The organism is Ruegeria sp. AL1, from assembly GCF_056540905.1.
Window position 1 is genome coordinate 157,226 of sequence record NZ_JBQFXP010000005.1, and the last position, 22,187, is coordinate 179,412.

At 58.3% G+C, this 22,187-nt stretch carries 23 protein-coding genes; 8 read left to right on the plus strand and 15 right to left on the minus strand.

The annotated features are described in order from the left end of the window. The first annotated feature begins 8 nt into the window (after positions 1-8). From ACRZ9X_RS09935 to ACRZ9X_RS09945, 3 genes are all read left to right on the plus strand, one after another. On the plus strand, positions 9-788 hold the full coding sequence (locus ACRZ9X_RS09935) for a succinate dehydrogenase iron-sulfur subunit (protein WP_480518305.1): 780 nt from the start codon (positions 9-11) through the stop codon (positions 786-788). A gap of 132 nt (positions 789-920) precedes the next feature. After that, positions 921-1,061, plus strand: a complete 141-nt coding sequence (locus tag ACRZ9X_RS09940) for a hypothetical protein (RefSeq protein ID WP_480518307.1) — start codon at positions 921-923, stop codon at positions 1,059-1,061. A gap of 289 nt (positions 1,062-1,350) precedes the next feature. Continuing rightward, complete coding sequence (locus tag ACRZ9X_RS09945) at positions 1,351-2,214, plus strand: urea carboxylase-associated family protein (protein WP_480518309.1); 864 nt, start codon at positions 1,351-1,353, stop codon at positions 2,212-2,214. Here ACRZ9X_RS09945 and deoD read toward each other — a convergent pair whose 3' ends face one another. From deoD to ACRZ9X_RS09960, 3 genes are all read right to left on the minus strand, one after another. Continuing rightward, complete coding sequence (deoD, locus tag ACRZ9X_RS09950) at positions 2,215-2,928, minus strand: purine-nucleoside phosphorylase (protein WP_480518311.1); 714 nt, start codon at positions 2,926-2,928, stop codon at positions 2,215-2,217. A gap of 17 nt (positions 2,929-2,945) precedes the next feature. Then, a complete protein-coding gene (locus ACRZ9X_RS09955; RefSeq protein ID WP_480518639.1) occupies positions 2,946-3,263 on the minus strand; it encodes an H-NS histone family protein in 318 nt (105 codons plus the stop codon). Between the two features lie 118 nt (positions 3,264-3,381). Then, a complete protein-coding gene (locus tag ACRZ9X_RS09960; RefSeq protein WP_480518313.1) occupies positions 3,382-5,349 on the minus strand; it encodes a methylmalonyl-CoA mutase family protein in 1,968 nt (655 codons plus the stop codon). 143 nt (positions 5,350-5,492) lie between these two features. Between ACRZ9X_RS09960 and ACRZ9X_RS09965 the strand changes: the two genes are divergently transcribed. From ACRZ9X_RS09965 to ACRZ9X_RS09985, 5 genes are all read left to right on the plus strand, one after another. Continuing rightward, positions 5,493-6,857, plus strand: a complete 1,365-nt coding sequence (locus ACRZ9X_RS09965) for a 1-acyl-sn-glycerol-3-phosphate acyltransferase (RefSeq protein ID WP_480518315.1) — start codon at positions 5,493-5,495, stop codon at positions 6,855-6,857. A 136-nt stretch (positions 6,858-6,993) separates the two neighbouring features. Further along, positions 6,994-8,280: a crotonyl-CoA carboxylase/reductase gene (gene ccrA / locus ACRZ9X_RS09970; RefSeq protein WP_480518317.1), complete on the plus strand. Its 1,287-nt coding sequence runs from the start codon at positions 6,994-6,996 to the stop codon at positions 8,278-8,280. Positions 8,281-8,643: 363 nt separating this feature from the next. Beyond that, the gene (locus ACRZ9X_RS09975; protein WP_480518319.1) at positions 8,644-9,363 is read left to right on the plus strand and encodes a helix-turn-helix transcriptional regulator; all 720 of its coding nucleotides are present in this window, start codon (positions 8,644-8,646) and stop codon (positions 9,361-9,363) included. Between the two features lie 83 nt (positions 9,364-9,446). Next, positions 9,447-10,085 carry an acyl-homoserine-lactone synthase gene (locus tag ACRZ9X_RS09980; protein WP_480518321.1) on the plus strand — a complete coding sequence of 213 codons (639 nt, stop codon included), beginning with the start codon at positions 9,447-9,449 and terminating at the stop codon, positions 10,083-10,085. Positions 10,086-10,145: 60 nt separating this feature from the next. After that, a complete protein-coding gene (locus ACRZ9X_RS09985; RefSeq protein WP_480518323.1) occupies positions 10,146-11,678 on the plus strand; it encodes an ATP-dependent DNA helicase in 1,533 nt (510 codons plus the stop codon). Positions 11,679-11,726: 48 nt separating this feature from the next. Here the strand turns inward: ACRZ9X_RS09985 and ACRZ9X_RS09990 are convergent, their stop codons facing one another. From ACRZ9X_RS09990 to ACRZ9X_RS10045, 12 genes are all read right to left on the minus strand, one after another. Continuing rightward, positions 11,727-12,491 carry a TIGR02186 family protein gene (locus tag ACRZ9X_RS09990; RefSeq protein ID WP_480518325.1) on the minus strand — a complete coding sequence of 255 codons (765 nt, stop codon included), beginning with the start codon at positions 12,489-12,491 and terminating at the stop codon, positions 11,727-11,729. A 1-nt stretch (position 12,492) separates the two neighbouring features. Continuing rightward, complete coding sequence (locus ACRZ9X_RS09995) at positions 12,493-13,410, minus strand: sulfite exporter TauE/SafE family protein (protein ID WP_480518327.1); 918 nt, start codon at positions 13,408-13,410, stop codon at positions 12,493-12,495. Positions 13,411-13,655: 245 nt separating this feature from the next. After that, complete coding sequence (locus tag ACRZ9X_RS10000) at positions 13,656-14,666, minus strand: ABC transporter permease (protein WP_480518329.1); 1,011 nt, start codon at positions 14,664-14,666, stop codon at positions 13,656-13,658. After that, the gene (locus tag ACRZ9X_RS10005; protein WP_480518331.1) at positions 14,666-15,760 is read right to left on the minus strand and encodes an ABC transporter permease; all 1,095 of its coding nucleotides are present in this window, start codon (positions 15,758-15,760) and stop codon (positions 14,666-14,668) included. Before ACRZ9X_RS10005 ends, ACRZ9X_RS10000 begins: the two co-directional genes overlap by 1 nt. Positions 15,761-15,763: 3 nt before the next feature. Continuing rightward, positions 15,764-17,293: an ABC transporter ATP-binding protein gene (locus ACRZ9X_RS10010; RefSeq protein ID WP_480518333.1), complete on the minus strand. Its 1,530-nt coding sequence runs from the start codon at positions 17,291-17,293 to the stop codon at positions 15,764-15,766. 81 nt (positions 17,294-17,374) lie between these two features. Then, the gene (locus tag ACRZ9X_RS10015) at positions 17,375-18,373 is read right to left on the minus strand and encodes a BMP family lipoprotein (RefSeq protein WP_480518335.1); all 999 of its coding nucleotides are present in this window, start codon (positions 18,371-18,373) and stop codon (positions 17,375-17,377) included. 155 nt (positions 18,374-18,528) lie between these two features. Then, positions 18,529-18,927, minus strand: coding sequence for a GNAT family N-acetyltransferase (locus ACRZ9X_RS10020; RefSeq protein WP_480518337.1), 399 nt, complete (start codon positions 18,925-18,927; stop codon positions 18,529-18,531). Positions 18,928-18,938: 11 nt separating this feature from the next. Then, positions 18,939-19,529, minus strand: a complete 591-nt coding sequence (gene tsaB / locus ACRZ9X_RS10025) for a tRNA (adenosine(37)-N6)-threonylcarbamoyltransferase complex dimerization subunit type 1 TsaB (protein WP_480518339.1) — start codon at positions 19,527-19,529, stop codon at positions 18,939-18,941. Further along, positions 19,519-20,082: a NifU family protein gene (locus ACRZ9X_RS10030; protein WP_480518341.1), complete on the minus strand. Its 564-nt coding sequence runs from the start codon at positions 20,080-20,082 to the stop codon at positions 19,519-19,521. Before ACRZ9X_RS10030 ends, tsaB begins: the two co-directional genes overlap by 11 nt. Before the next feature lie 70 nt (positions 20,083-20,152). Beyond that, on the minus strand, positions 20,153-20,746 hold the full coding sequence (locus ACRZ9X_RS10035) for a DsbA family protein (RefSeq protein WP_480518343.1): 594 nt from the start codon (positions 20,744-20,746) through the stop codon (positions 20,153-20,155). Positions 20,747-20,755: 9 nt separating this feature from the next. Beyond that, positions 20,756-21,211, minus strand: a complete 456-nt coding sequence (locus ACRZ9X_RS10040) for a universal stress protein (protein ID WP_480518345.1) — start codon at positions 21,209-21,211, stop codon at positions 20,756-20,758. Between the two features lie 64 nt (positions 21,212-21,275). Next, the gene (locus ACRZ9X_RS10045) at positions 21,276-22,139 is read right to left on the minus strand and encodes a branched-chain amino acid aminotransferase (RefSeq protein ID WP_480518347.1); all 864 of its coding nucleotides are present in this window, start codon (positions 22,137-22,139) and stop codon (positions 21,276-21,278) included. Positions 22,140-22,187: the final 48 nt, after the last annotated feature.

Consider the following 22,187-nt stretch of genomic DNA (forward strand, 5'->3'; position numbering starts at 1 on the left):
AGGAACTTATGGTACAACTGACCCTCCCCAAGAATTCGCGCATCACGACGGGCAAAACGTGGCCCAAGCCGGACGGCGCGACCAATGTGCGGAAATTCCAGATCTACCGCTGGAATCCGGATGACGGGCAGAACCCGCGTGTGGATACCTATTTTGTAGACATGGATACCTGCGGGCCAATGGTTCTGGATGCGCTGATCAAGATCAAGAACGAGATCGATCCAACGCTGACCTTCCGCCGGTCCTGCCGCGAAGGAATCTGTGGGTCTTGTGCGATGAATATCGACGGGATCAACACGCTGGCCTGTATCTATGGCATGGATGAGATCAAGGGCGACGTGAAAATCTATCCGCTGCCGCATATGCCGGTGGTCAAGGACCTGATTCCGGACCTGACCCATTTCTATGCGCAACACGCCAGCATCATGCCGTGGCTGGAAACCAAGACAAACCGACCGGCAAAAGAGTGGAAGCAGTCCATCGAAGACCGCCGCAAACTGGATGGTTTGTATGAATGCGTGATGTGCGCCAGCTGTTCGACCTCGTGTCCCAGCTATTGGTGGAACGGCGACCGCTACCTTGGCCCCGCCGCGTTGTTGCACGCCTATCGCTGGATCATCGACAGCCGGGATGAGGCGACGGGTGAGCGGTTGGATGAGCTTGAAGATCCGTTCAAGCTCTATCGCTGCCACACCATCATGAACTGCGCCAAGACCTGTCCAAAGGGTCTGAACCCGGCCAAGGCAATTGCCGAAATCAAGAAGATGATGGTCGAGCGCGCCGTATAAGACGGATTACGTAGCACTTGCCGAATTGCGGCAAGTGCATGACACATCTGCAAAATCAGGGGATGCCTGTACGCCTCCCAGGAGATATGGTTCAGGCAGGGAGGAGTGATGAAATCGTGAAGGATCACTCCGATGAGCACGGACACTAAGAAAACCGACGCAAGAAAGGCGTTGGAACTTCTGGAACAAGCCTGGGCCTACTACGCGCCGGAACCGATTGAACTGGTATGTGACCGCACCCCTGAGCTGTTTGAATATGCAAATGCGGCGTGATCTACCCCTTGCCAAGAGCTGAGTGTTGCGCAAAGCAGAGGGATGCCTGTCCTTCTACTTTTACTTGCTGCCGGGGTCTTCGCCTATCTGTTCTGGCGCTCGCGCACGTCTTCTTTGACGCGGGATTGTCGGTGGCGGCAGCACCGCAAGGAAGGCCAGTGGCAGTGTAATTTCTGCGGTGCTGTTGTGACATCTGAGGCGCAGCCACAACACTGTCAGAGGAGGCAAAGCTGACACCTCTGACGATCAGGGGTTTCCTCGCGCCAGTTTCTGCGCCAGTTTCACAGGCATGACAGACTTTGAACGTGCCGCCATACCGCCCAAAGATGCCGATGATCGCCGCGCTATCACGCCGGTCATCTGCTATCCAAACAATGCTTTGCCCAAGCCCGACTTAAAATGGCTCGGGTCCGTGCGCGACGGCGGGAACAAAACTGACGAAGTGCTGGTTCCGCCGCGCGACGCGCGGTGTTTCGAAGTGCCCGCAGGGCATTTCTTTCGGATCACGTCGGTCGAGGGGCCGCAAGTGGGGGATCTGAACCTCTGGAACCTTCACGATTTGTCTGAACGGTTCTATTCCGGCAAATCCCGCGCCCTGCACGGCACGCACCTGTCCAGGGGCGAGCATATGTGGTCCAGCTTTCCGCATTTGCGCCCAATGGCCACCATTGTTGCCGACACTCTGGGATGGTACGGGATTGATGACTTCGGGGGTTCGGTCCACGATGTGATCGGGACGCGGTGCGATCCCTATACCGGTAACCTGCTGTCAGGGACACAGTATCATCATTGCTGCCATTCCAACCTGACGCGTGCGCTTTCGGATCATCTGGGTATCTCAATGACCGAGGCCGAGCCAGCCGTGCATGACGTCCTGAACGTCTTCATGTGCACGGGCTTCACCCGGGATACCGGGCAGTATTTCATGAAAGCCTCGCCCGTGCGCCCGGGGGATTACCTTGAATTCTTTGCCGAAATCGACTTGCTCGGCAATCTGAGTGCCTGTCCGGGTGGGGATTGTTCTGCTGAACATTCTTCCGATACCGCAGCTTGCTATCCGCTGTTGGTCGAGGTTTTTGCCCCGGCCGAGGCGGCATTGAAGGGCTGGGAGAGCCCTCCGCGCAATGGTTATGACCGAACGCATGGGCGCTGATCAGTCGGTCTTTGTAAACGCGGCTTCCAGTGCGATCTCAACCATGTCGCCAAAGCTCTGCTCGCGGTCAGACGAGGGCAGAGCCTCGCCGGTCAGCAAGTGGTCAGATACCGTCAGAACGGCCAGAGCCCGGCATTGGTGCCGCGCGGCGAGGATGTAAAGCTCGGCCGCTTCCATCTCGACGCCGAGGATGCCGTGGCGCACCATCTGTTCGTTCAGATCAGGGCGTTCGTCGTAAAACACGTCAGAGGAATAGATGCCGCCGACATGTGTCACCGTTCCCTTTGCCCGAGCCGCGTTAGCGGCGGCTTGCAGAAGGCCCCAATCCGCACAGGGCGCGAAATTGAGCTCTTTCATGATGCCACGTGATGGCGTGCTGAGTGTGGTCGATGTCATCGCCAGAATGACATCGCGCAGACTCACGCTGTCCTGCATGCCGCCGCAAGACCCGATGCGGATCAGGGTCTTGGCCCCATAATCGCGGATCAGTTCGTTGACGTAAATGGACAGGGACGGCATTCCCATTCCGCTACCCTGAATAGTGACCGGATTCCCCTGCCAGTTTCCAGTGAATCCAAGCATACCGCGCACGTTATTGATTTGCCGGACGTCCTGTAAAAACGTGTCCGCAGCCCATTTCGCGCGATACGGATCACCGGGCAAAAGAACGGTTTCGGCTATTTCACCTTTTTCGGCACCAATATGGATTGTCATTTTGAGACTATTTCCATTCAGATTTCCAATTCAGAAATATCGGCACCCGATTTCAAGGCGTCGTGAACCCACTGCGGTTTGCGCCCACGGCCTGTCCAGGTTTGGGCTTCATTCGCAGGGTTGCGGTATTTTGCATTCGATTTTGGGCCTTTAACGACGCGCGGCGCATCGCTGGCCAAATCCGAAAGGGAAAAGCCGAACTCGGCCGCGGCCTTTTCGGCGGCTTTCAAGGCTTCCTGTCTTTCGCGTTTTTCAGCGCGCTTTAAGGCTTTTTCAATTTGCCCGCGCAATTCCAGCAATTCTTTGCGCGACATGTTCTCAAGATTGATCCCCATCATTCTCCTCCAAAAACGGTTACGAGTGGATGTAATTTCGCACCGTAATTCTAAAAGGTGAAATGATCTATCCCCTTTCCAAAAGAGATAGTTCTGAAAACCCGGAACAATGCGCCGTTTATTCGGCAGCCATGTTTTTTGGATCAACGATTGTAACGATATCGCCCATGATCGTGTTTAGTTCGAAATTCTTGGGTGTATAAACTTTCGCAACACCCATGGCCTTCAATCTTGATGCGTCATCGTCGGGAATGATGCCGCCCACAATGACCGGAACGTCATGCAACCCCGCCTCGTTCAGGCGCGTCATGACATCCTGCACCAGAGGAATATGACTGCCAGACAGAATCGATAACCCGATCACATGGGCCTTGTCTTCCACTGCGGCGCTGACGATTTCTTCCGGTGTCAGACGGATACCTTCATAGCTGATATCCATACCGCAATCGCGGGCACGGAAGGCGATCTGCTCGGCACCGTTGGAGTGCCCATCGAGACCCGGCTTGCCAACCAGGAACTTTAGGCGGCGGCCCAGCTTGTCGCTGACCGCATCCACAGCGGCCCGCAAATCGTCCAGCCCTTCGGTTTTGTTCGAGACAGAGCCCGAAACTCCGGTCGGGCCGCGATATGTGCCATATACTTTGCGCATCACCTCGGCCCATTCCCCGGTGGTGACACCGGCCTTGGCGGCTGCAATCGAAGGTTCCATCACATTCGCACCACTCTGTGCGGCGTCATGCAATGCGGCCAGTGCGGTTTCGACCGCCGCATTGTCCCGCTCAGCCCGCCAATTGTTCAGACGGTCGATCTGCTCTTGTTCGACCGCCGGATCGACGACCATGATGCCGCCATCTTCGGTCTGAAGAGGTGAAGGCTCGCCTTCTGTCCATTTGTTCACGCCGACAACAACGGTCTCGTTCCGTTCGATCCTGTTCAGTCTGTCCGCATTGGAATCGACCAGACGGGATTTCATATATTCGATCGAGGCAACCGCACCGCCCATCGACTCCAGGTTGGCCAATTCGGCCCGGGCGCCCGTCTTCAACTCTTCGACCTTTCTGTCCACGGCGGGATTGCCGTCAAACAAGTCTTCATATTCCAGCAGGTCAGTCTCGTACGCCAGAATTTGCTGCATCCGCATGGACCATTGTTGATCCCATGGGCGCGGCAGCCCCAGCGCCTCGTTCCAAGCGGGCAGTTGAACGGCACGGGCGCGGGCTTTTTTGGACAGGGTCACAGCCAGCATCTCGATCAGAATGCGGTAGACGTTATTTTCGGGCTGCTGTTCGGTCAGTCCCAGCGAATTCACCTGAACGCCATAACGGAATCGGCGGAACTTAGGGTTCTCGACATCATAGCGTTGTTGCAGGATTTCATCCCAAAGATCCACAAAGGCGCGCATTTTGCACATTTCAGTGACAAAGCGAATTCCCGCATTCACGAAGAACGAGATGCGCCCGCACAGCGCCGGAAAATCCTCGGCCGGGACGCGGGGGCGCAGTTCATCCAGAACTGCGATGGCTGTGGCCAACGCATAGGCCAGTTCCTGTTCGGGCGTCGCACCAGCCTCTTGCAGGTGATAGGAACACACGTTCATCGGGTTCCATTTTGGTACGTTGGTATAGCAATACTCGGCCACATCCGCGATCATCTTGAGTGACGGTTTCGGCGGGCAGACATAAGTTCCGCGGCTCAGATATTCCTTGATCAGATCGTTCTGAACCGTGCCCTGCAACGCGGCCACATCGGCGCCTTGCTCTTCCGCGACGGCAATATAAAGGGCCAGCAACCACGGTGCCGTGGCATTGATCGTCATCGAGGTGTTCATCTGCTCCAGCGGAATCTGATCGAACAGCACCCGCATATCGCCCAGATGGCTGATCGGTACGCCGACTTTACCAACTTCTCCGCGCGCCAGCGTATGGTCGCTGTCATAGCCGGTCTGTGTTGGCAAATCGAATGCCACGGACAGACCCGTCTGCCCTTTGGCCAGATTGCCCCGATATAATGCGTTCGACGCATGTGCCGTCGAATGACCAGCGTAGGTACGGATAAGCCAGGGGCGATCTTTCTGCGTCTGCGTCATAGTGGGCCTCATGTCGAGCTTGAGTAAGAATATTTCGTCAAGAAGTTCTAAAGCGCAATTTTCGGGATATGTCAATTCGCTGCGTCGCGGCATTTGATGTTCTTCTGATTGTAGGAGGTCGCGTTTGCTGGCAGGGTGCCGGAATGACTCAAACCGTGGAACTTCCGCTTTGGCTGTTTTTGCTGATCCTGGTGTTTGCCGCGGTCACTCTGGCCTCGCATTTCCTGTTTCCATCGGTGCGTTGGTTCTTTCGCCGCAGACTTGAGCGTGCGGTCAAGCGGCTGAACACGCGGCTGCAGCGCCCGATCCAGCCGTTCAAACTGGCCCGACGACACGATATGATCCAACGGTTGATCTACGACCCTCAGGTGGGGCGGGCCGTGCAGAACACGGCGCGAGAAGAGCGGGTGCCTGAGGCGGTCGCGTTCGAATCCGCCCGTCGATATGCGCGCGAGATCGTTCCGTCGTTTTCTGCGGTGGCCTATTTCAGCATTGCCATCCGTCTGGCCCGAATGCTGAGCAACGCCTTTTATGATGTGCGCCTCAGCTATCGTGATGAAGAGGCTTTAAAAAACATAGACCCTGACGCGACCGTCGTTTTCGTGATGAACCACCGCAGCAATATGGACTACGTGCTGGTGACCTATCTGGCCGCGCAGCAATCTGCGCTGTCATATGCGGTGGGGGAATGGGCGCGGGTCTGGCCGCTCAGCCGTTTGATCCGGGCCATGGGGGCCTATTTCATTCGGCGAAGATCGGGCAATGAACTGTACCGTCAGGTGCTGTCTTGCTATGTGCGGCATGCGACCGAGGCCGGGGTCACCCAGGCCATGTTCCCGGAAGGCGGCCTAAGCCTGAGCGGCGCACTGGGACGGCCCAAGCTTGGGCTTCTGAAATACATCATCGATGGCACTGAATCTGACGGGAAGGATGTGGTATTTGTTCCTGTCGCCCTCAATTACGACAGGGTGTTGGAAGATACGATTCTGACCAAGGCAGCACTGGGCAATGATCGGAGATTCCGAGCCAGGATCGGCGTGATCACGATATGGATACTGAAACAGATCGGGCGTCGCCTGATCGGGCGCTACCAGCGTTTTGGGCTCGCTTCGGTCCGATATGGCGCGCCGATTTCGCTGAAGTCATTTCGTGCGACGCATAAGCGGGACGTTATGACCGATCTGGCGCGATCGTTGATGTCCCGCATCCGGGACGCAATTCCGCTAGTACCCGTTCCGGCGATTTGCTGGTTGATCCAGAACCATGGGGAATTGCTGGAAGATGAAGTCCGCAGGATGGTCGCTGAAATGATGCGGCGCGATGGGCTCGCGGCTGAACCCGATGACAAGGCTATCACCGACGCCCTGGATCAACTGGTGCAGCGGGGGATTCTCAAACAGGTCGACGGAGTAATATCTCAATCGGGTCAGAGGGTTGATCTGCTGGCCTTTTACGCGGCTTCAGCGCCATTGAGCGCTGGTCAGGCAGATGCTGCGGTGGCGAAGTAAATTTCTGCAACTGCTGGGTCATAAAATTACAAAATAGCATCAAAATATATTGCATTATTTCTTCAGGCCCAATATCTCATCCTGTAAGGCAAGCGATTCTGCATCGCGGCGAACGATTGGAGCAAAGGAGGCCAATATGGCTCTGGACACCGAAAGCGGTATCGCGTCTTACGACGCGCCGGAAAAAGACCTCTATGAGATGGGTGAAATTCCTCCGATGGGGTATGTGCCCAAGAAAATGTACGCGTGGGCGATCCGCAAAGAACGCCATGGCGAGCCGAACACTGCCATGCAGCTGGAAGTGGTCGATGTGCCCAAGCTGGACAGTCACGAGGTGCTCGTTCTGGTGATGGCCGCGGGCGTAAATTACAACGGCGTCTGGGCGTCGTTGGGCAAGCCGATCAGCCCGTTTGACGGCCATGGTCAGCCTTTCCACATTGCGGGGTCGGACGCGTCGGGCATCGTCTGGGCCGTGGGCGACAAGGTGCGCCGCTGGAAGGTTGGCGACGAGGTTGTGATCCACTGCAACCAGGACGACGGCGACGACGAGGCCTGCAATGGTGGCGACCCGATGTATTCCGACAGCCAACGGATCTGGGGCTATGAAACGCCGGATGGGTCCTTCGCGCAGTTCACCAACGTACAGGCGCAGCAGCTGATGCCACGCCCCAAGCATCTGTCCTGGGAGGAAAGCGCTTGTTACACGCTGACGCTGGCCACCGCATACCGGATGCTGTTCGGACATGAACCGCATGATTTGAAACCCGGCCAGAATGTTCTGGTCTGGGGGGCTTCGGGGGGTCTGGGCTCTTATGCGATCCAGCTGATCAACACCGCAGGCGCGAACGCGATTGGCGTGATCTCGGACGAAAGCAAGCGCGACTTTGTCATGGGGCTGGGCGCAAAGGGCGTTCTGAACCGCAAGGACTTCAACTGCTGGGGTCAATTGCCCACAGTGAACACCCCTGAATACGCCGAATGGTTCAAAGAGGCCCGTAAATTCGGCAAGGCCATCTGGGACATCACCGGCAAGGGCGTCAACGTCGATATGGTGTTTGAACATCCCGGCGAGAGCACCTTTCCGGTTTCGACCTTCGTGGTGAAAAAGGGCGGCATGGTTGTGATTTGCGCCGGGACCACCGGCTATAACCTGACCTTCGATGTGCGCTATATGTGGATGCATCAGAAACGCTTGCAGGGGTCGCATTTCGCCCATCTGAAACAGGCTTCGGCCGCGAACCAGTTGATGGTCGAGCGTCGGCTTGATCCCTGCATGTCCGAGGTCTTCACTTGGAAAGACTTGCCTGAGGCGCATATGAAAATGATGCGGAACGAGCATAAGCCCGGCAACATGTCGGTTCTGGTTCAGGCCCCGCGCACCGGTATGCGGACTTTGGAAGAAGTTCTGGACGCAGGCCAGTAACGTAAGGTTGATTTCAACAATGGCACCCGCAGAGATGACATTGTCGGCGGGTGTTTTGGCATTCGCGATTCAAGTTGTTTGATTACAAGATCTTACATATTTTTGACCCGCTATTTTTGGGGAGTAGAAAGCAGCGAATATGCCACAATAGTATATACATGTTATGGTTGTGTTAACCCTTCGTTAACTATTTCGGGGACACCCTGATGGCGCAAAATGAGTGGATTTTGGACGTTTTGTCAGACCTCAAGGCGTTTGCTGCGGCGAACGGGTTGGGTGCCCTTGCCGAACAGTTGGATGATACCCGGCTGATCGCAGCGGCCGAGATCGCGTCCACGCAGAATGAGGCACGCGCGCCTGCGAATGGGACTAAAATACAACCTGGAACAAATCCTCGGGGATTTGGAAAGCACCACCACGCTTGACGAACTGACCAGGGTTGCGCTTCGTCTGCGTGACCTTCTGGACATTGACCACATCATCTATCACTGGGTGGAAAGCGCGGGCGAGCATTACGGCTTTTCCACTTATCCTGATCATTGGGTCGAACGCTATCAGGAGCGTAACTACCACAGGATTGATCCGGTCATTCTGGGCTGCTTCCAGCGATATCATCCCGTTGATTGGAAACAGCTGAACTGGTCGGGGAAAGCCGTCAAAGCGTTCTTGCAGGATGCTCAGGACCACGGGGTCGGCAATCAGGGCTATTCGATCCCGTTGCGCGGCCCAAGCGGTCAGTTTGCACTTTTTACTATAAACCACACCTGTGATGATGACGCCTGGTGTCATTTTATTTCCTCTTGCAACCGCGATCTGATCCTGATTGCCCATTACACCAACCGAAAGGCCCTGGAATTTGCCCGCGACCGCCAGCCGGAAACCGGACGTGCCCTGTCCCCGCGCGAGATTGACGTGATGACGCTGTTGGCGCTGGGCTATAGCCGCGCACAGGTCGCGCACTCCCTGTCGATCTCGGAACACACGCTGCGGGCCTATATCGAAAGCGCGCGGTCCAAGCTTGGTGCGCTTAATACGACTCATGCCATCGCTACGGCACTCAGCCGAGGTTTAATAGTAGTTTAACGACCGCACGGTGGTCTCACCGATAATTAACCACGTCTTTGTACCCCCTTTGTTCCAGATATGGACGACAAGGGGACGAAGACATGTTGCGTTATCTTTACGCTGATGAGTTGCACAATTTTCCAACTCTGGCCGAGGGGATGTTTCACGACCGGGCGGATCAGTTTAAAACCCGACTTGGTTGGGATGTTCATGTGAACGCCAAGGGGGAAGAGAGAGATCAGTATGACGAACTGAACCCTCTTTATGTGATCTGGGAAGAAGCGGATGGCAGCCATGGTGGCTCGATGCGGGTTCTGCCGACGACTGGGCCGGTCATGGTGAATGATATCTTTGGTCATTTGACTGGCGGTCAGCCGATTTGCAGCCCGTTGATTTGGGAAGTGACACGCTTTTGCCTTTCTCGGACCGCGAGCCCGCACACCGCTGGCGCAATCATGTTGAGCGCCGGTGAGATGATGGAGGGATTTGGTCTGACCCACATCGCGGGTGTGTTTGATGCGCGTATGATCCGGATCTACCGTCTGATCGGGTCTTCTCCGGTTGTCCTGGGTTCGGAAGGCACTGGGCGGGATCAGATCTCGGTTGGGTTGTGGCCCTATTCTGCCGACGATTGCACCCGAGTGGCAGAGCGCGCTGGTATTCCGCGCCACCTGTCCCGTTTGTGGTTTACCACCGCTTTCGGGGCAACCCGACAACATCGGTTCGCATTGTCCGCCTGAGAGCCGGGAAAACGAATTCGGCATCTGGTGGCCGCTGGCGCGTCCCTGTAGGGTCGCGCCATGTCGTTGCCCCAAATTACTTTCTCGGAAGATCAGGCCGCCGCTTTCGACAGTATCGCCGAGATGCTGCGCAGCGCCGGTGTTGACCTTGAAGACGATGCCCTGCTGAAATTGCCCGGCAATGGGCAATCGGGTGTCATGGCCGTGATCGGCAAGGCGGGGTCGGGCAAAACGCTTTTGTTGGCCGAGCTTTACAAGGCCTTGGCCGAGACCGGCGTGAACCTGATTTCTGGTGATTTCGAAAGCCGAAAGTCGCGAGACAAACGCAGTCTTGCCATCCTGGCACCAACGAACAAGGCGGCAAGCGTCCTGCGTCTGCGCGGCGTACCGGCGACGACGATCCACCGCATCCTTTATACCCCGGTCTACGATCCGGAGTATGAGCGGATCGCGGAGTGGCTTGCGGGTAATGATGAGCGCCCCGAGATTGAGGGGCTGACGGATGAGGCGCTGGATCGCGCCGCCGCGTTTTATGCCAACAACAAATCAATTCCGGGTGCTTTGGCTGCTGCGGGCCTGCGTGGCTCGGATTTCATCACGGGCTGGAAGCGGCGGGAAGAGCCATTGGATATTGGCTTTGTCGATGAAGCCTCGATGCTGGATGATCGCCAATATGAAGACCTGAAAGAGATTTTCCCGACTCTGCTGCTGTTTGGCGACCCGGCTCAGTTGGCGCCGGTCAACCAGTCCGGGTCGATGGTATTTGACAGCCTGCCCGAACCGCGCAAGCTGATCCTGCATCGCGTCCATCGTCAGACAGCAGACAATCCCATTCTGGATCTGGCCCATGCGTTGTCCGACCCGGCCATGGGCTTTGAGGATTTTGAACGGCTGGTCGAAGACACAGCGCGTCGCGATGACCGTGTTGTCTGGGGTCAGCGGGTCGAGGTCGACCTGATGGCCCGTAGCCCCGTTCTGGTTTGGCGCAATGCCACGCGCATTCGCCTGATTCAGGCCTTTCGGAATGTCCACAACGCCCCCGATACCGAGTTGCTGGAAGGCGAGCCGTTGATTTGCGACGGGATCGAACTGCCGCTCAAACACCGCAAAAAACGTCTGGACCTTGAGGCGCGCGGGCTGATCAAAGGCGCGCAGGTGGTCTATCTTGGGCCGGGTCGCAAGCCGGGGTTCTCAAGACTGCATGTCATGGGGGCCGAGGACCCCCAGGTCAGTGCGGCCTCTATCGTTCAGATCGAAAAGCCCGACGAAGAAGAACCGTTTATCCCCTATGCGGCCCGTATGGGGGCCACGTTTCTGCATGGCGCGGCGGTGACGATACACAAGGCGCAGGGGTCACAATGGGACACGGTACAGGTGTTTGCGCCAGACATTTACGCCGCTGCCCGAATGGGCCGGACCGAGGCCGGGCAGCCGCTGTGGAAACGTCTGGCCTATGTCGCCATCACCCGCGCACAGGAGCGTTTGATCTGGGTCGTGCGCAACCGGTTGTCCAAGCCAAGCCATCCGTTGCGCGTGGATGATCTGAAAGCGGTGGCTGCGCCGTCTTTGACGCTGGAAGCCGAACAGAATTAGACCCGATTGAACCAGACCGAGGCGGTCTTCACCGCGACGCGGGTCCGTTCAGTTCTCGCGCAGCAGGCGGAAGGCTGTCGATGCGCCCCAACCGGCGGCAACTGCGATGACCAGCGACATCAGGCCGTACCAGACAGGTTGCTGACGCGACATGTTGTACAGGAAACGCTCTAACCCGACTTTGCGTACATCTATGGTGGTTTCGAACTGCGAGACCACCAGACCGCCCCGGGTCAGGAAAATCCGGGCCGAATAATCGCCTTCGGTCAGATCCGCGGGCATGTCGATCGAGGTGCGGAACAGGGTTTGTTCATCCACGGCCACGGTGTTTTCGCGCACCGAATACAGCCCTTCGGCCTCGCGAATGCGCACCACCGCCTTGGCGAAATCCTGAGCGTCCCGCACGTTCATGTCGGCACCGACCAGGCGAACTGCCTGATCGATGGATACGCTGTGGCGCAGATCTTCGGTGTTGGTCAGAACGTCGTCCCAGGGCGCACTTGTCGCTACCGCGTAGAAGCTGGGGGCAAGATCAACCAGAATGCTGTCGGTGTTGACCCAGATGCCAAATCGACGCTCTTTGCGGCGGACTGTCACCGGCTCGGACGGGCCCACAACCGAGACGATCACCTCAAGCGGGGGGCCTTCGGGGATCGGAGCCTCGCGTTTGACCGCGCCGAAGATCAAAATCTCGGACCCGTCAAAGTTTGCGGTGATAGATACTCGGTCCTGGCTGAGACCCAGCACAACCTGCTCGTCCGCTGCAAAGGCGGGCAGGGTCAACAGGCAAAAAGCGGCGATCAGGCGCAGCATTCTAGTGCCCCCCCGCGTCGCCAAGCGAATAGAGTTCGCTGGGTTGCAGCAAAAGGTCCAGACCCAGCTTGCCGCATACCACCAGCACCAGCGCAGCCAGCAGAACGCGCAGCTGCTCGGCCGGCATGCGTGCGCCGATTACGGTGCCGATCTGTGCGCCGACAACGCCGCCCACCAGCAGAAGAACGGCGAGCACCACGTCGACCGTATAGTTCGTGGTGGCGTGCAGCATCGTTGTGAAAGCGGTCACGAAAATGATCTGGAACAGTGAGGTGCCAACCACCACCTTGGTTGGCATCCCCAGCAGATAGATCATCGCGGGCACCATGATGAAGCCGCCGCCCACGCCCATGATGGCGGACAAAACGCCGACGAACAGCCCGACCACCAGCGGAGGGATGACCGAGATATAAAGGCCCGAGGTTCGGAACCGCATTTTGAACGGCATCGAATGAACCCAGGTGCGTTGACGGCGTTTGGCGGGTGTTGTTCCCTTGCGGGACTTGCGCAGCGCATTGACGCTTTCGACGAACATCAGGCTGCCTATGACGCCCAAAAACACGACATAACAAAGCTTTACCAGCAGATCGACCTGCCCAAGGCTTTTGAGGTAGTTGAACACAACCACACCCAATGCCGCCCCGGCCAGACCTCCGATCAGTAACACCGTCCCCATTTTCAGATCCACCGTTCGGCGCCGGAAATGCGCCAGCACTCCGGAAAAGGATGAGGCCACGATCTGGTTGGCTTCGGTTGCAACGGCGACAGCTGGCGGGATTCCAATGAAGAACAGTAGTGGCGTCATCAGAAACCCGCCACCGACCCCGAACATCCCGGACAAAATACCGACCATGCCCCCCAGCCCAAACAACAGAAAGGCGTTCACAGAGACTTCGGCAATCGGGAGGTATATCTGCATGGCTTCTTCTAGACGGGGCAGGGCCTGCCGCGCGACGCGGCCCTGGCCCGGGTAACGGATAACTCAACAGAAGGAGCGCGCGGTACAGACCCGATCCTGCGCAGTCGGACAGGGGGGGAAATCAGACCTGCAGACCTGAGGCGGGACACTTCCATACCTCTTTAGAGCGGTTGCGGCAGACAAAATCAACTCTCTATGCCGCTTTGCAGCGAACAGGACTGAAATCCTGTTTCAAACTGGCCTTATCAGCGCTCTTTTACATAGGGTTCGCCGCCTGCACGCGGTGGTACGGCCTTGCCCACAAACCCGGCCAGAATCACAACGGTCAGGATGTAGGGGAGGGCGTCCATGACTTGAACCGGAATCACCACTCCGCCCAGATCGATATTCTGGAACCGCAATGCCACAGCCTGCAACAGCCCGAACAGCAGGCATGCACCCATTGCGTGCCAGGGCCGCCATTTGGCGAAGATCAACGCGGCCAGCGCGATGAAACCGCGTCCGGCTGTCATCTCTTTGACGAACCCCGCCTGCAACGCGGTTGCCAGATATGCCCCGGCGATGCCGCACAAAACGCCGCAGATAGCGACAGCTGCAAAGCGGAGGCCGACAACCGAAACACCTGCCGTGTCAACCGCTTCCGGGTTTTCACCCACCGCCCGCAGGCGCAGGCCGAATCGTGTGCGATACAAAATCCACCAAGTTGCCGGAACCATCAGGAACGCCACGTAGACCAGTATGGAATGCCCCGACAAAAGCTCTGAATATATCAGTTCGAAGACGTTTGCCTCTGACATCAGCTCCGAGACCGATTGCCCTGTCTGCTCGGCATCATCGGGGCCAATCGCGAACGGAAACTCAAGCGGTTCAAAGCGTCCGCCGCCGAACAGAGAGGGCGTTCTGCCACCCTGTTGGAACCAACTTTGGGCCACAAGAACGGTCATCCCTGCCGCAAGGAAATTGATTGCGACGCCCGAGATCAGCTGATTGCCCCGGAACGTGATCGAAGCCAACCCATGTAGCCCGGACAAGACCAGCGATGCTGCGGTGCCCGCAAGAAGGCCCAGCCAGACGGACCCCGAAACCGCAGCCACCGCAGCCGAGAAAAAGGCCGCCATCAACATCTTGCCTTCCAGCCCGATGTCGAAAATGCCCGCGCGTTCGGAATACAGACCGGCAAGACAGGCCAGCAAAAGCGGAGTTGCCAGGCGAATGGTGGAGTCGAGCACCTGAATGAGTGTGACAAAGGCTTCCATCACCGGGCTCCCTTCCGCAGGCTCAGGAACAGTTTTTCAAGCGGCATCCGCACCATGTTGTCCAGCGCGCCGGTAAACAGGATGACCAGCGCCTGAATCACCACGATCAGTTCGCGCGGGATCGATGTCCACAAGGCCAATTCTGCGCCGCCCTGATACAGAAAACCGAATAGAAGTGCGGCCAGGAATACGCCAAAGGGATGAGATCGTCCCATCAGCGCCACGGCAATTCCGATAAAGCCCGCGCCTTCGGTCGAATTCAGCACCAGCCGCTCGGCCTCGCCCATGACATTGTTGATCGCCATCAGCCCGGCCAGCGCGCCCGAGATCAGCATCGCGATGATGGTAATCCGCACGGGCGAGATACCGGCATAGACAGCGGCTGTTTCCGAGTGCCCATAAGCGCGGATCTCATAACCCAGACGGGTGCGCCAGATCAGCGCCCAAACGGCGAAACAGGCAAGGATGGCCACAAAGAACGAGATATTGGCCGGAGCACCCCGGAACATCACGTTCTCGGCGGTCGAGAACATCGACTGGAATGTCGGCAGATGCACCGCGTCGGGGAACCGCGCAGTTGCTGGATCCTGCGAACCCTGCGGGCGCATGACGTTGACCAGCATGTAGTTCAGGAAGGCGGCCGCGATAAAGTTGAACATGATCGTGGTGATCACGATGTGGCTGCCACGCTTGGCCTGCAAATAAGCCGGAATGGCCGCCCACGCCGCACCGAAGACCATCGAGGCCACGCAGGCCGCCAGCAGGGCAATGCTCCAATGCGGCCATGGGACGTACAGGCAGACGATGGCAACACCCAACCCGCCCAGCATCGCCTGGCCTTCGCCGCCGATATTGAACATGCGCGCGTGAAAGGCGACCGCAACCGCCAGTCCGGTGAACATAAAGTTGGTCGCATAATAGAGGGTGTATCCCCAGCCATATGTCGACCCCAGCGCACCGGTGATCATCAGGTTCACGGCCTCAATCGGATTTTCCCCGATCGCGAGGATGACCAGAACCGATAGAATTGTGGCCAACATCAGGCTGATCAGCGGAATCAGAACGACATCAGCCCATTTGGGCATTTTTTCCATGGCTCAGGCGGCCTCTCCTGCAACACCGGCCATCAGCAGGCCCAGCTCTTTTTCATCGGTTTCATGTGGCAGGCGTTCGCCCATGATATGTCCGTCAAACATCACCGCGATCCGGTCTGACAACGAAAAGATCTCTTCCAGTTCAACCGAAACCAGCAGAATGGCTTTGCCCTGATCGCGCAGGGCGACGATCTGTTTGTGAATGAACTCGATGGCCCCGATATCCACGCCGCGCGTGGGTTGGCCCACCAGCAGCAGATCGGGGTTGCGTTCAATCTCACGCGCCACGACGATCTTTTGTTGGTTGCCGCCGGAAAAGCTCTTGGCGGACAGCCAGCCGTTGGGCGGGCGGACATCGAACTTCTCGATCTTGGCCTCGGTATCGGCCCGCAGGGCGGTGTTATCCATGAACATCCCCCGCTGATATGCCGGGTCGCGATGATAGCCGAAAGCCACATTTTCCCACGCATGGAAGTCCATGATCAGACCTTCGCGCTGCCGGTCCTCGGGTACATGCGCAATGCCCTGCGCGCGCCGGGCCTGCCCATCAGAGCCTGATCCGCTCAGCGCCAGAGGTGCACCGTTCAGCCTGATCTCCCCCTGCCCGGGGCGCATTCCGCCCAAAACCTCAAGCAGTTCGGATTGTCCGTTGCCCGCCACGCCGGCGATGCCGACAATCTCACCGGCGCACACGGTCAGATTGATGCCCTTGACGCGCTCGACCCCGGCGGAATCGGTGACGCTGAGGTTTTCGATCTCCAGCACCGGCTCGCCCGGCTGTGCGGGCACCTTGTCCACCTGCAGCAGCACCTTGCGACCCACCATCAGCTCGGCCAACGCCTGCGGGTTGGTGTCTGCTGTTTTGACAGTTGCCGTCATCTCTCCGCGCCGCATCACCGAAACCGTATCGGTGTTCTCCATGATCTCGCGCAGTTTGTGAGTGATCACGATAATGGTTTTCCCCTCGGACCGCAGCCGGTCGAGGATGCGGAACAGCTGATCCGCCTCGGCGGGGGTCAGAACACCGGTGGGTTCGTCGAGGATCAGAATCTCAGCCTTGCGGTAGAGCGCCTTGAGAATCTCGACCCGCTGCTGCATGCCAACGCCGATCTCGTCGATGCGCTTGTCGGGGTCGACGAACAGCTCGTATTCTTCTTCCAGCGCTTTCAGTTCCTTGCGCGCCTTGGCGAGCGAGGGGGCCAGCAGCCCGCCATCTTCGGCACCCAGAACGATGTTTTCGAGAACGGTGAAATTCTCGACCAGTTTGAAATGCTGAAACACCATCCCGATGCCCGAGGCGATGGCTGCCTGGCTGTCCGGGATGTCGGTCTTTGATCCGTTGATCCAGATCTCACCTTTGTCGGCCTTGTAGAAGCCGTAGAGGATGCTCATCAGCGTGGATTTACCCGCGCCGTTTTCGCCGATGATCCCGTGGATCGTGCCGGGGGCGACGCTGATCGAAATGTCCTTGTTGGCCTGAACCGGCCCAAAGGCTTTGGAAATCCCTTTGAGCTCAATGGCGGGGACGGTCATGTCTTGTCCTTGGGTTGCCGAAAGGGCCGCATGCGGCAGAGTGGAGGCGAGGCGGAGGGTCAGCCCCCGCCCCGCGTGATATCAGAACTGCAATGCCGGGCAGCTGTCGTTCTCATAGTAGCTGACGACGTTCAGATTCCCGTCGATGATGTCCTGACGGGCCTTGTCGACCGACGCCTTCATTTCGTCTGAGACCAAGGCCGCGTTATGTTCGTCAAGCGAGTATCCGACCCCGTCTTCAGCCAGACCCATCGTGAACACCCCGGTTTCGACGTTTTCACCAGCCTTCATCGCCTCATATACGGCCACATCCACGCGTTTCAGCATCGAGGTGAGTACTTGTCCCGGATGAAGGTGGTTCTGGTTTTTGTCGACGCCGATGGACAGGATGCCTTCGTCAGCGGCAGTTTGCAGAACACCGATACCGGTACCGCCTGCCGCGGCATAGACCACGTCAGCACCCTGGCTGACCTGCGCCTTGGTCAGTTCCGAGCCCTTCACCGGGTCATTCCAGGCGGCGGGGGTGGTGCCGGTCATGTTGGCAACCACTTCGATATCCGGGTTCACCGCCTTGGCACCTTGCGCATAGCCGCAGCCAAAGTGACGGATCAGCGGAACATCCATGCCGCCGATGAACCCAACGGTGCCCGATTTGGAGGCCATCGCGGCCATCATACCAACCAGGTACGAGCCTTCATGCTCGGCAAAACCCACCTGACGCACGTTCGGCGCATCCAGCCATGTCACATCTACCACAACAAAAGTCGTGTCGGGATAGTCGGATGCCACAGCGCTGAGCGGATCGGCCATGCCAAAGCCCATGGTGATGATCGGATTCGATCCCGCTTCGGCAAAGCGGCGCAGGGCCTGCTCGCGCTGGGCTTCGGACTGCATTTCGATCTCGCGGTAGGTGCCGCCGGTTTCCTCGGCCCAGCGAGAGGCGCCGGTGTGTGCGGCTTCGTTGAAGGACTTGTCGAACTTGCCGCCCAGATCGAAGATCAGGGCCGGTTCGGCCAATGCGGCACCAGCTGTCAGCGCAACCGCAGCTGCGGCACCCATCAAGGATTTCATAAGGGTCATGTGTTACTCCCGTTGACTATTATTGGTCCGGGGTCAAAGCGCCCCGCCACCCACTCAGAGCGAGCATATCTGTTGTGATGGCGGGAATTAAGGACGTTTGCAACACTCATGGTCAACTGATTTTTGACCAATTGGTCGACAAAGCGCATCTGCTGTCAGGGTAACGCGCGTTCCATGACGATTGCATCCGCAGATTCGCCACCTTTGCGCTGATAATAACCCCTGCGTTCACCGCATGGTTGATACCCGCAGCTCAGATACAGGTGACGAGCCGGATCGTTATCGGATGCCACGTCCAGAAACGCGCGATGTGCGCCTAATTGTAGCGCCTGTTGCTGCCATGCAACCATGCAAGACCGCGCTAGCCCCTGTCGCCGGAAGGTGGGGTGAGTCGCCAGCGTCAACAGCTCCGCCTCGTCGGCGATCACCTGAAACAGGGCAAAGCACTGCGGGGTTCCGATGAAGTGGGTGAAGCGGTTGCTGAGCAGAACGGCAAACTCGTCCGCTGACCATGGCCGCGCCTGCGTGAAGGCTGCGGCATGAGTGGCTGCCATGTCCCTTGGTGTCATCCGTCCAGCAACCGGGGCGGTACATCGCGCGAGGGCGCCGCATCTGCCGGACGAACATAAAGCGGGGCCGGAGGGCTTTTGACGCCACTCAACCGCCGCGCGGTCACGGTGGCAATCGCACATGCCAGGTCTTTGGGTTGGGTGCAGAAAAACAATGTGCCGAGCTTTTCGGCCGCGTCCCTTGGAAGAAGTTGCGGCGGTGCGTCGGCGACCTGCACGTAAACCTGATCGCGCGGCGCAGGGACCGCCGGAATATGGTTGGGCGGTGCAAGCATGGTAAGCGCATCAAAACCGGAAACGCCGATCGCCGGAGCCGTCAGCCCCAGCGCCAGCCCCCGTGCGGCCGAGACCGAGATTCGGATACCCGTGAAATTCCCCGGCCCGGTTCCGACGCCAATTGCATCCAGATCGCTCCAACGGGTGCCGTGGTCGGCCAGAAGTTCGGTGAGAAAGGGCATCAGCCGCTCCGCCTGACCGCGCGTCATTGCCTCGGCCTGTGCGACGAGGATGTCGCCACCCCGCAGCAAAGCGGCCGCGCAATGCGCGGCCGATGTGTCAAATGCCAGAATGGTGGGTTCAGACCGCAACAGGGCGAACCTCGGTCACTTCGGGGATGTAGTGGCGCAGCAGATTTTCAATGCCCATTTTCAGGGTCAGCGTCGAGGATGGGCATCCTGCGCAGGCCCCTTGCATGTGTAGGTAGACAACGCCCCGGTCAAACCCGTGGAAGGTAATGTCGCCACCATCCTGAGCTACCGCCGGGCGCACGCGGCTATCCAGCAGGTCTTTGATCTGGTTGACAACTTCGGCATCCTCGCCGGTATGCTCGGCATGTCCCGACGCCGCCTGCGCATCTGCGCCCATGACCGGCTGGCCGGATTGATAGTGCTCCATCACCGCGCCCAGAATTGCGGGTTTGATGTGATCCCACTGGACCTCTTCCGCCTTGGTCACGGTGACAAAGTCGTTGCCGAAAAATACGCCGGTCACGCCCGCCACGTCAAAGATACGCTTGGCCAAAGGAGACTTTTCCGCAGCATCTGCGGTTGGGAAATCCGCCGTACCGGCATCCAGAACCGTCTGGCCGGGCAGGAATTTCAATGTGGCCGGGTTTGGGGTGGATTCTGTCTGGATAAACATGGCGCGGCTCCGTTTTGGGGTGCATCTGATATGCGCGCCCGGGCCGGGGAAGTCAAGATTTGGAACCATTCTAAATTGATGCGGCGTGAGAAATGGCCTCATCCAGCCGGTCGTCGCCCCAAAACAACTCGTCACCTGCGACAAAGCTGGGTGCGCCAAAAATGTTCAGGTCTTTGGCTCGGGTTACCTGCGCGAACAAACCCGCCTTGATGTCCGGATCTGTGGTGCGCTGGATCTGCTCTTTGGGTATGCCTGCGGCACCAAGGCACCCGATCAGCACTTGGCTCTCAGAGATGTCCTGGCCTGATGCGAACTGGGCCGCAAACACGGCGCGGGTGAACGTCGCGCGTTGATCTTCAGCCTCGATGGCCAGCGCAAGACGCGCGGCGTTCAAACTGTTCTGCGGGAACTGAGTGGGGCGCTGAAACGGCAGGTTCCGTGCCGCGCAGATACGCTCCATGTCCTGCCACATATATTGCCCTTTGGCCGGGTAGAGGTTGAAGGGCGAGTTGTTCCAGCCCTGCTCGGCAAAGATCGGTCCCAGCAGGAAGGGGCACCATTCGACCGACACGCTCTGCGCTTCGGCGTTCTGTTCGATGCGCATCGCGCTCAGGTAGGAATAGGTCGAGGCAAAATCGAACCAGAATTGCAGCTTGGCACCCATGGTGTGGCCTCAGGTAATGGCTTCGAGTTTTTCCTTGCTCAGATCGCCGGGAACAATGGTAATCGGAATCGGCAGGCTGCCTGAGTTCTTCGTCAGTTGAGTCACCAGCGGGCCCGGGCCTTTCTTGTCCGTGCCCGCCCCCAGAACCAGCACACCGATTTCCGCGTCCGATTGCACATGTTCGATGATCTGGGTGACCGGGTCGCCCTCACGAATGGCCAGCTCGGGCTCGACCCCTTGCTTATCGCGCATCCATTTCGCAAAAACCTCGTAATGGGCGTGAATACGCTCGCGGGCCTCTTCGCGCATGACCTCGGCCACACCGATCCAGTGGTTGAACTCATCCGGCGGAATGACCGAAAGAATCGTGACGCCGCCCCCGGTATGGGCCGCCCGCATCGCTGCAAAACGCATCGCGTTCAGGCATTCGCGGCTGTCATCCAGAACGACCAGGAATTTGCGCATGGGAGTCCTCGTGTCTTTCCGGCGATCATGCCTGACCTGATGCGCGCTGGCAACTGTCTGAGATTCAAGGGTTGCTGGCGGCCCAGTCCCAATAGAGCGCCCGTGCACGGCGGGCAATCGGGCCGATCTGGTACTGAGTATCCTCGAACGCGGTGACTGGTGTGATCTTGCTCATGTTGCCGGTCATGAACACTTCGTCGGCTTTGTGAAAGTCTTCAAAACTGAGAATGCTTTCATGCACGGTCACACCATCGGCGCGCAGATTCTTGATGTGGCGCGCGCGGGTGATTCCCGCCAGAAATGTTCCGTTCGGGGTTGGGGTAAAAACCTCTCCATCGCGGACCATGAAAATGTTGGCGGTGGCTGTTTCGGCCACATGACCCAGCGCGTCAGCCACCAGCGCGTTCGAGAACCCGTTCGAACGAACCTCGCGCAACATCCGTGCATTGTTGGGGTACAGGCACCCAGCCTTGGCATTGACCACCGCCGATTCCAATACCGGGCGACGGAATCGCGTTAGTCCCAGCGTGGCCGAGGCTGTTTCGGGGGCCATTGGGATTTCTTCGAGGCAAATCGCGAAACCGGTGCTGTTCTCTTTGGGGATAATGGCTGTCGCATCGCCGTCAATGCCCCAGTACATCGGACGAATATAGACGGCTGCATCCGGGGCGTAAGCTTGCAATCCCTCGCGGATGATTTCGACCATTTGTCCGGTTGTGACCGTGGGATCCAGCATCAGCGCCTCGGCCGAGCGGTTTACGCGCGCGCAATGCGCGTCGAGGTCGGGGGCGAGACCGTTGAAATACCGTGCACCATCGAAGACCGACGAGCCCAGCCATGAGCCATGATCCGCAGCCCGCATGATCGGGGCGTCTCCGTCATGCCATTGACCTTCGAAATAAGTTCGGATGTTCTTGCCGACTGCCATAGCGCCCTCCCAAGCTTTGCGGCAAACCTAGGAAGGCGATGCGGTAAC

Bases quoted from the DNA above. Each gene is read 5' to 3' on its own strand.
- ACRZ9X_RS09935 (WP_480518305.1), top strand. From the start codon at position 9: ATGGTACAACTGACCCTCCCCAAGAATTCGCGCATCACGACGGGCAAA.
- ACRZ9X_RS09940 (WP_480518307.1), top strand. From the start codon at position 921: ATGAGCACGGACACTAAGAAAACCGACGCAAGAAAGGCGTTGGAACTT.
- ACRZ9X_RS09945 (WP_480518309.1), top strand. From the start codon at position 1,351: ATGACAGACTTTGAACGTGCCGCCATACCGCCCAAAGATGCCGATGAT.
- deoD (WP_480518311.1), bottom strand. From the start codon at position 2,928: ATGACAATCCATATTGGTGCCGAAAAAGGTGAAATAGCCGAAACCGTT.
- ACRZ9X_RS09955 (WP_480518639.1), bottom strand. From the start codon at position 3,263: ATGGGGATCAATCTTGAGAACATGTCGCGCAAAGAATTGCTGGAATTG.
- ACRZ9X_RS09960 (WP_480518313.1), bottom strand. From the start codon at position 5,349: ATGACGCAGACGCAGAAAGATCGCCCCTGGCTTATCCGTACCTACGCT.
- ACRZ9X_RS09965 (WP_480518315.1), top strand. From the start codon at position 5,493: ATGACTCAAACCGTGGAACTTCCGCTTTGGCTGTTTTTGCTGATCCTG.
- ccrA (WP_480518317.1), top strand. From the start codon at position 6,994: ATGGCTCTGGACACCGAAAGCGGTATCGCGTCTTACGACGCGCCGGAA.
- ACRZ9X_RS09975 (WP_480518319.1), top strand. From the start codon at position 8,644: ATGGGACTAAAATACAACCTGGAACAAATCCTCGGGGATTTGGAAAGC.
- ACRZ9X_RS09980 (WP_480518321.1), top strand. From the start codon at position 9,447: ATGTTGCGTTATCTTTACGCTGATGAGTTGCACAATTTTCCAACTCTG.
- ACRZ9X_RS09985 (WP_480518323.1), top strand. From the start codon at position 10,146: ATGTCGTTGCCCCAAATTACTTTCTCGGAAGATCAGGCCGCCGCTTTC.
- ACRZ9X_RS09990 (WP_480518325.1), bottom strand. From the start codon at position 12,491: ATGCTGCGCCTGATCGCCGCTTTTTGCCTGTTGACCCTGCCCGCCTTT.
- ACRZ9X_RS09995 (WP_480518327.1), bottom strand. From the start codon at position 13,410: ATGCAGATATACCTCCCGATTGCCGAAGTCTCTGTGAACGCCTTTCTG.
- ACRZ9X_RS10000 (WP_480518329.1), bottom strand. From the start codon at position 14,666: ATGGAAGCCTTTGTCACACTCATTCAGGTGCTCGACTCCACCATTCGC.
- ACRZ9X_RS10005 (WP_480518331.1), bottom strand. From the start codon at position 15,760: ATGGAAAAAATGCCCAAATGGGCTGATGTCGTTCTGATTCCGCTGATC.
- ACRZ9X_RS10010 (WP_480518333.1), bottom strand. From the start codon at position 17,293: ATGACCGTCCCCGCCATTGAGCTCAAAGGGATTTCCAAAGCCTTTGGG.
- ACRZ9X_RS10015 (WP_480518335.1), bottom strand. From the start codon at position 18,373: ATGACCCTTATGAAATCCTTGATGGGTGCCGCAGCTGCGGTTGCGCTG.
- ACRZ9X_RS10020 (WP_480518337.1), bottom strand. From the start codon at position 18,927: ATGGCAGCCACTCATGCCGCAGCCTTCACGCAGGCGCGGCCATGGTCA.
- ACRZ9X_RS10030 (WP_480518341.1), bottom strand. From the start codon at position 20,082: ATGTTTATCCAGACAGAATCCACCCCAAACCCGGCCACATTGAAATTC.
- ACRZ9X_RS10035 (WP_480518343.1), bottom strand. From the start codon at position 20,746: ATGGGTGCCAAGCTGCAATTCTGGTTCGATTTTGCCTCGACCTATTCC.
- ACRZ9X_RS10040 (WP_480518345.1), bottom strand. From the start codon at position 21,211: ATGCGCAAATTCCTGGTCGTTCTGGATGACAGCCGCGAATGCCTGAAC.
- ACRZ9X_RS10045 (WP_480518347.1), bottom strand. From the start codon at position 22,139: ATGGCAGTCGGCAAGAACATCCGAACTTATTTCGAAGGTCAATGGCAT.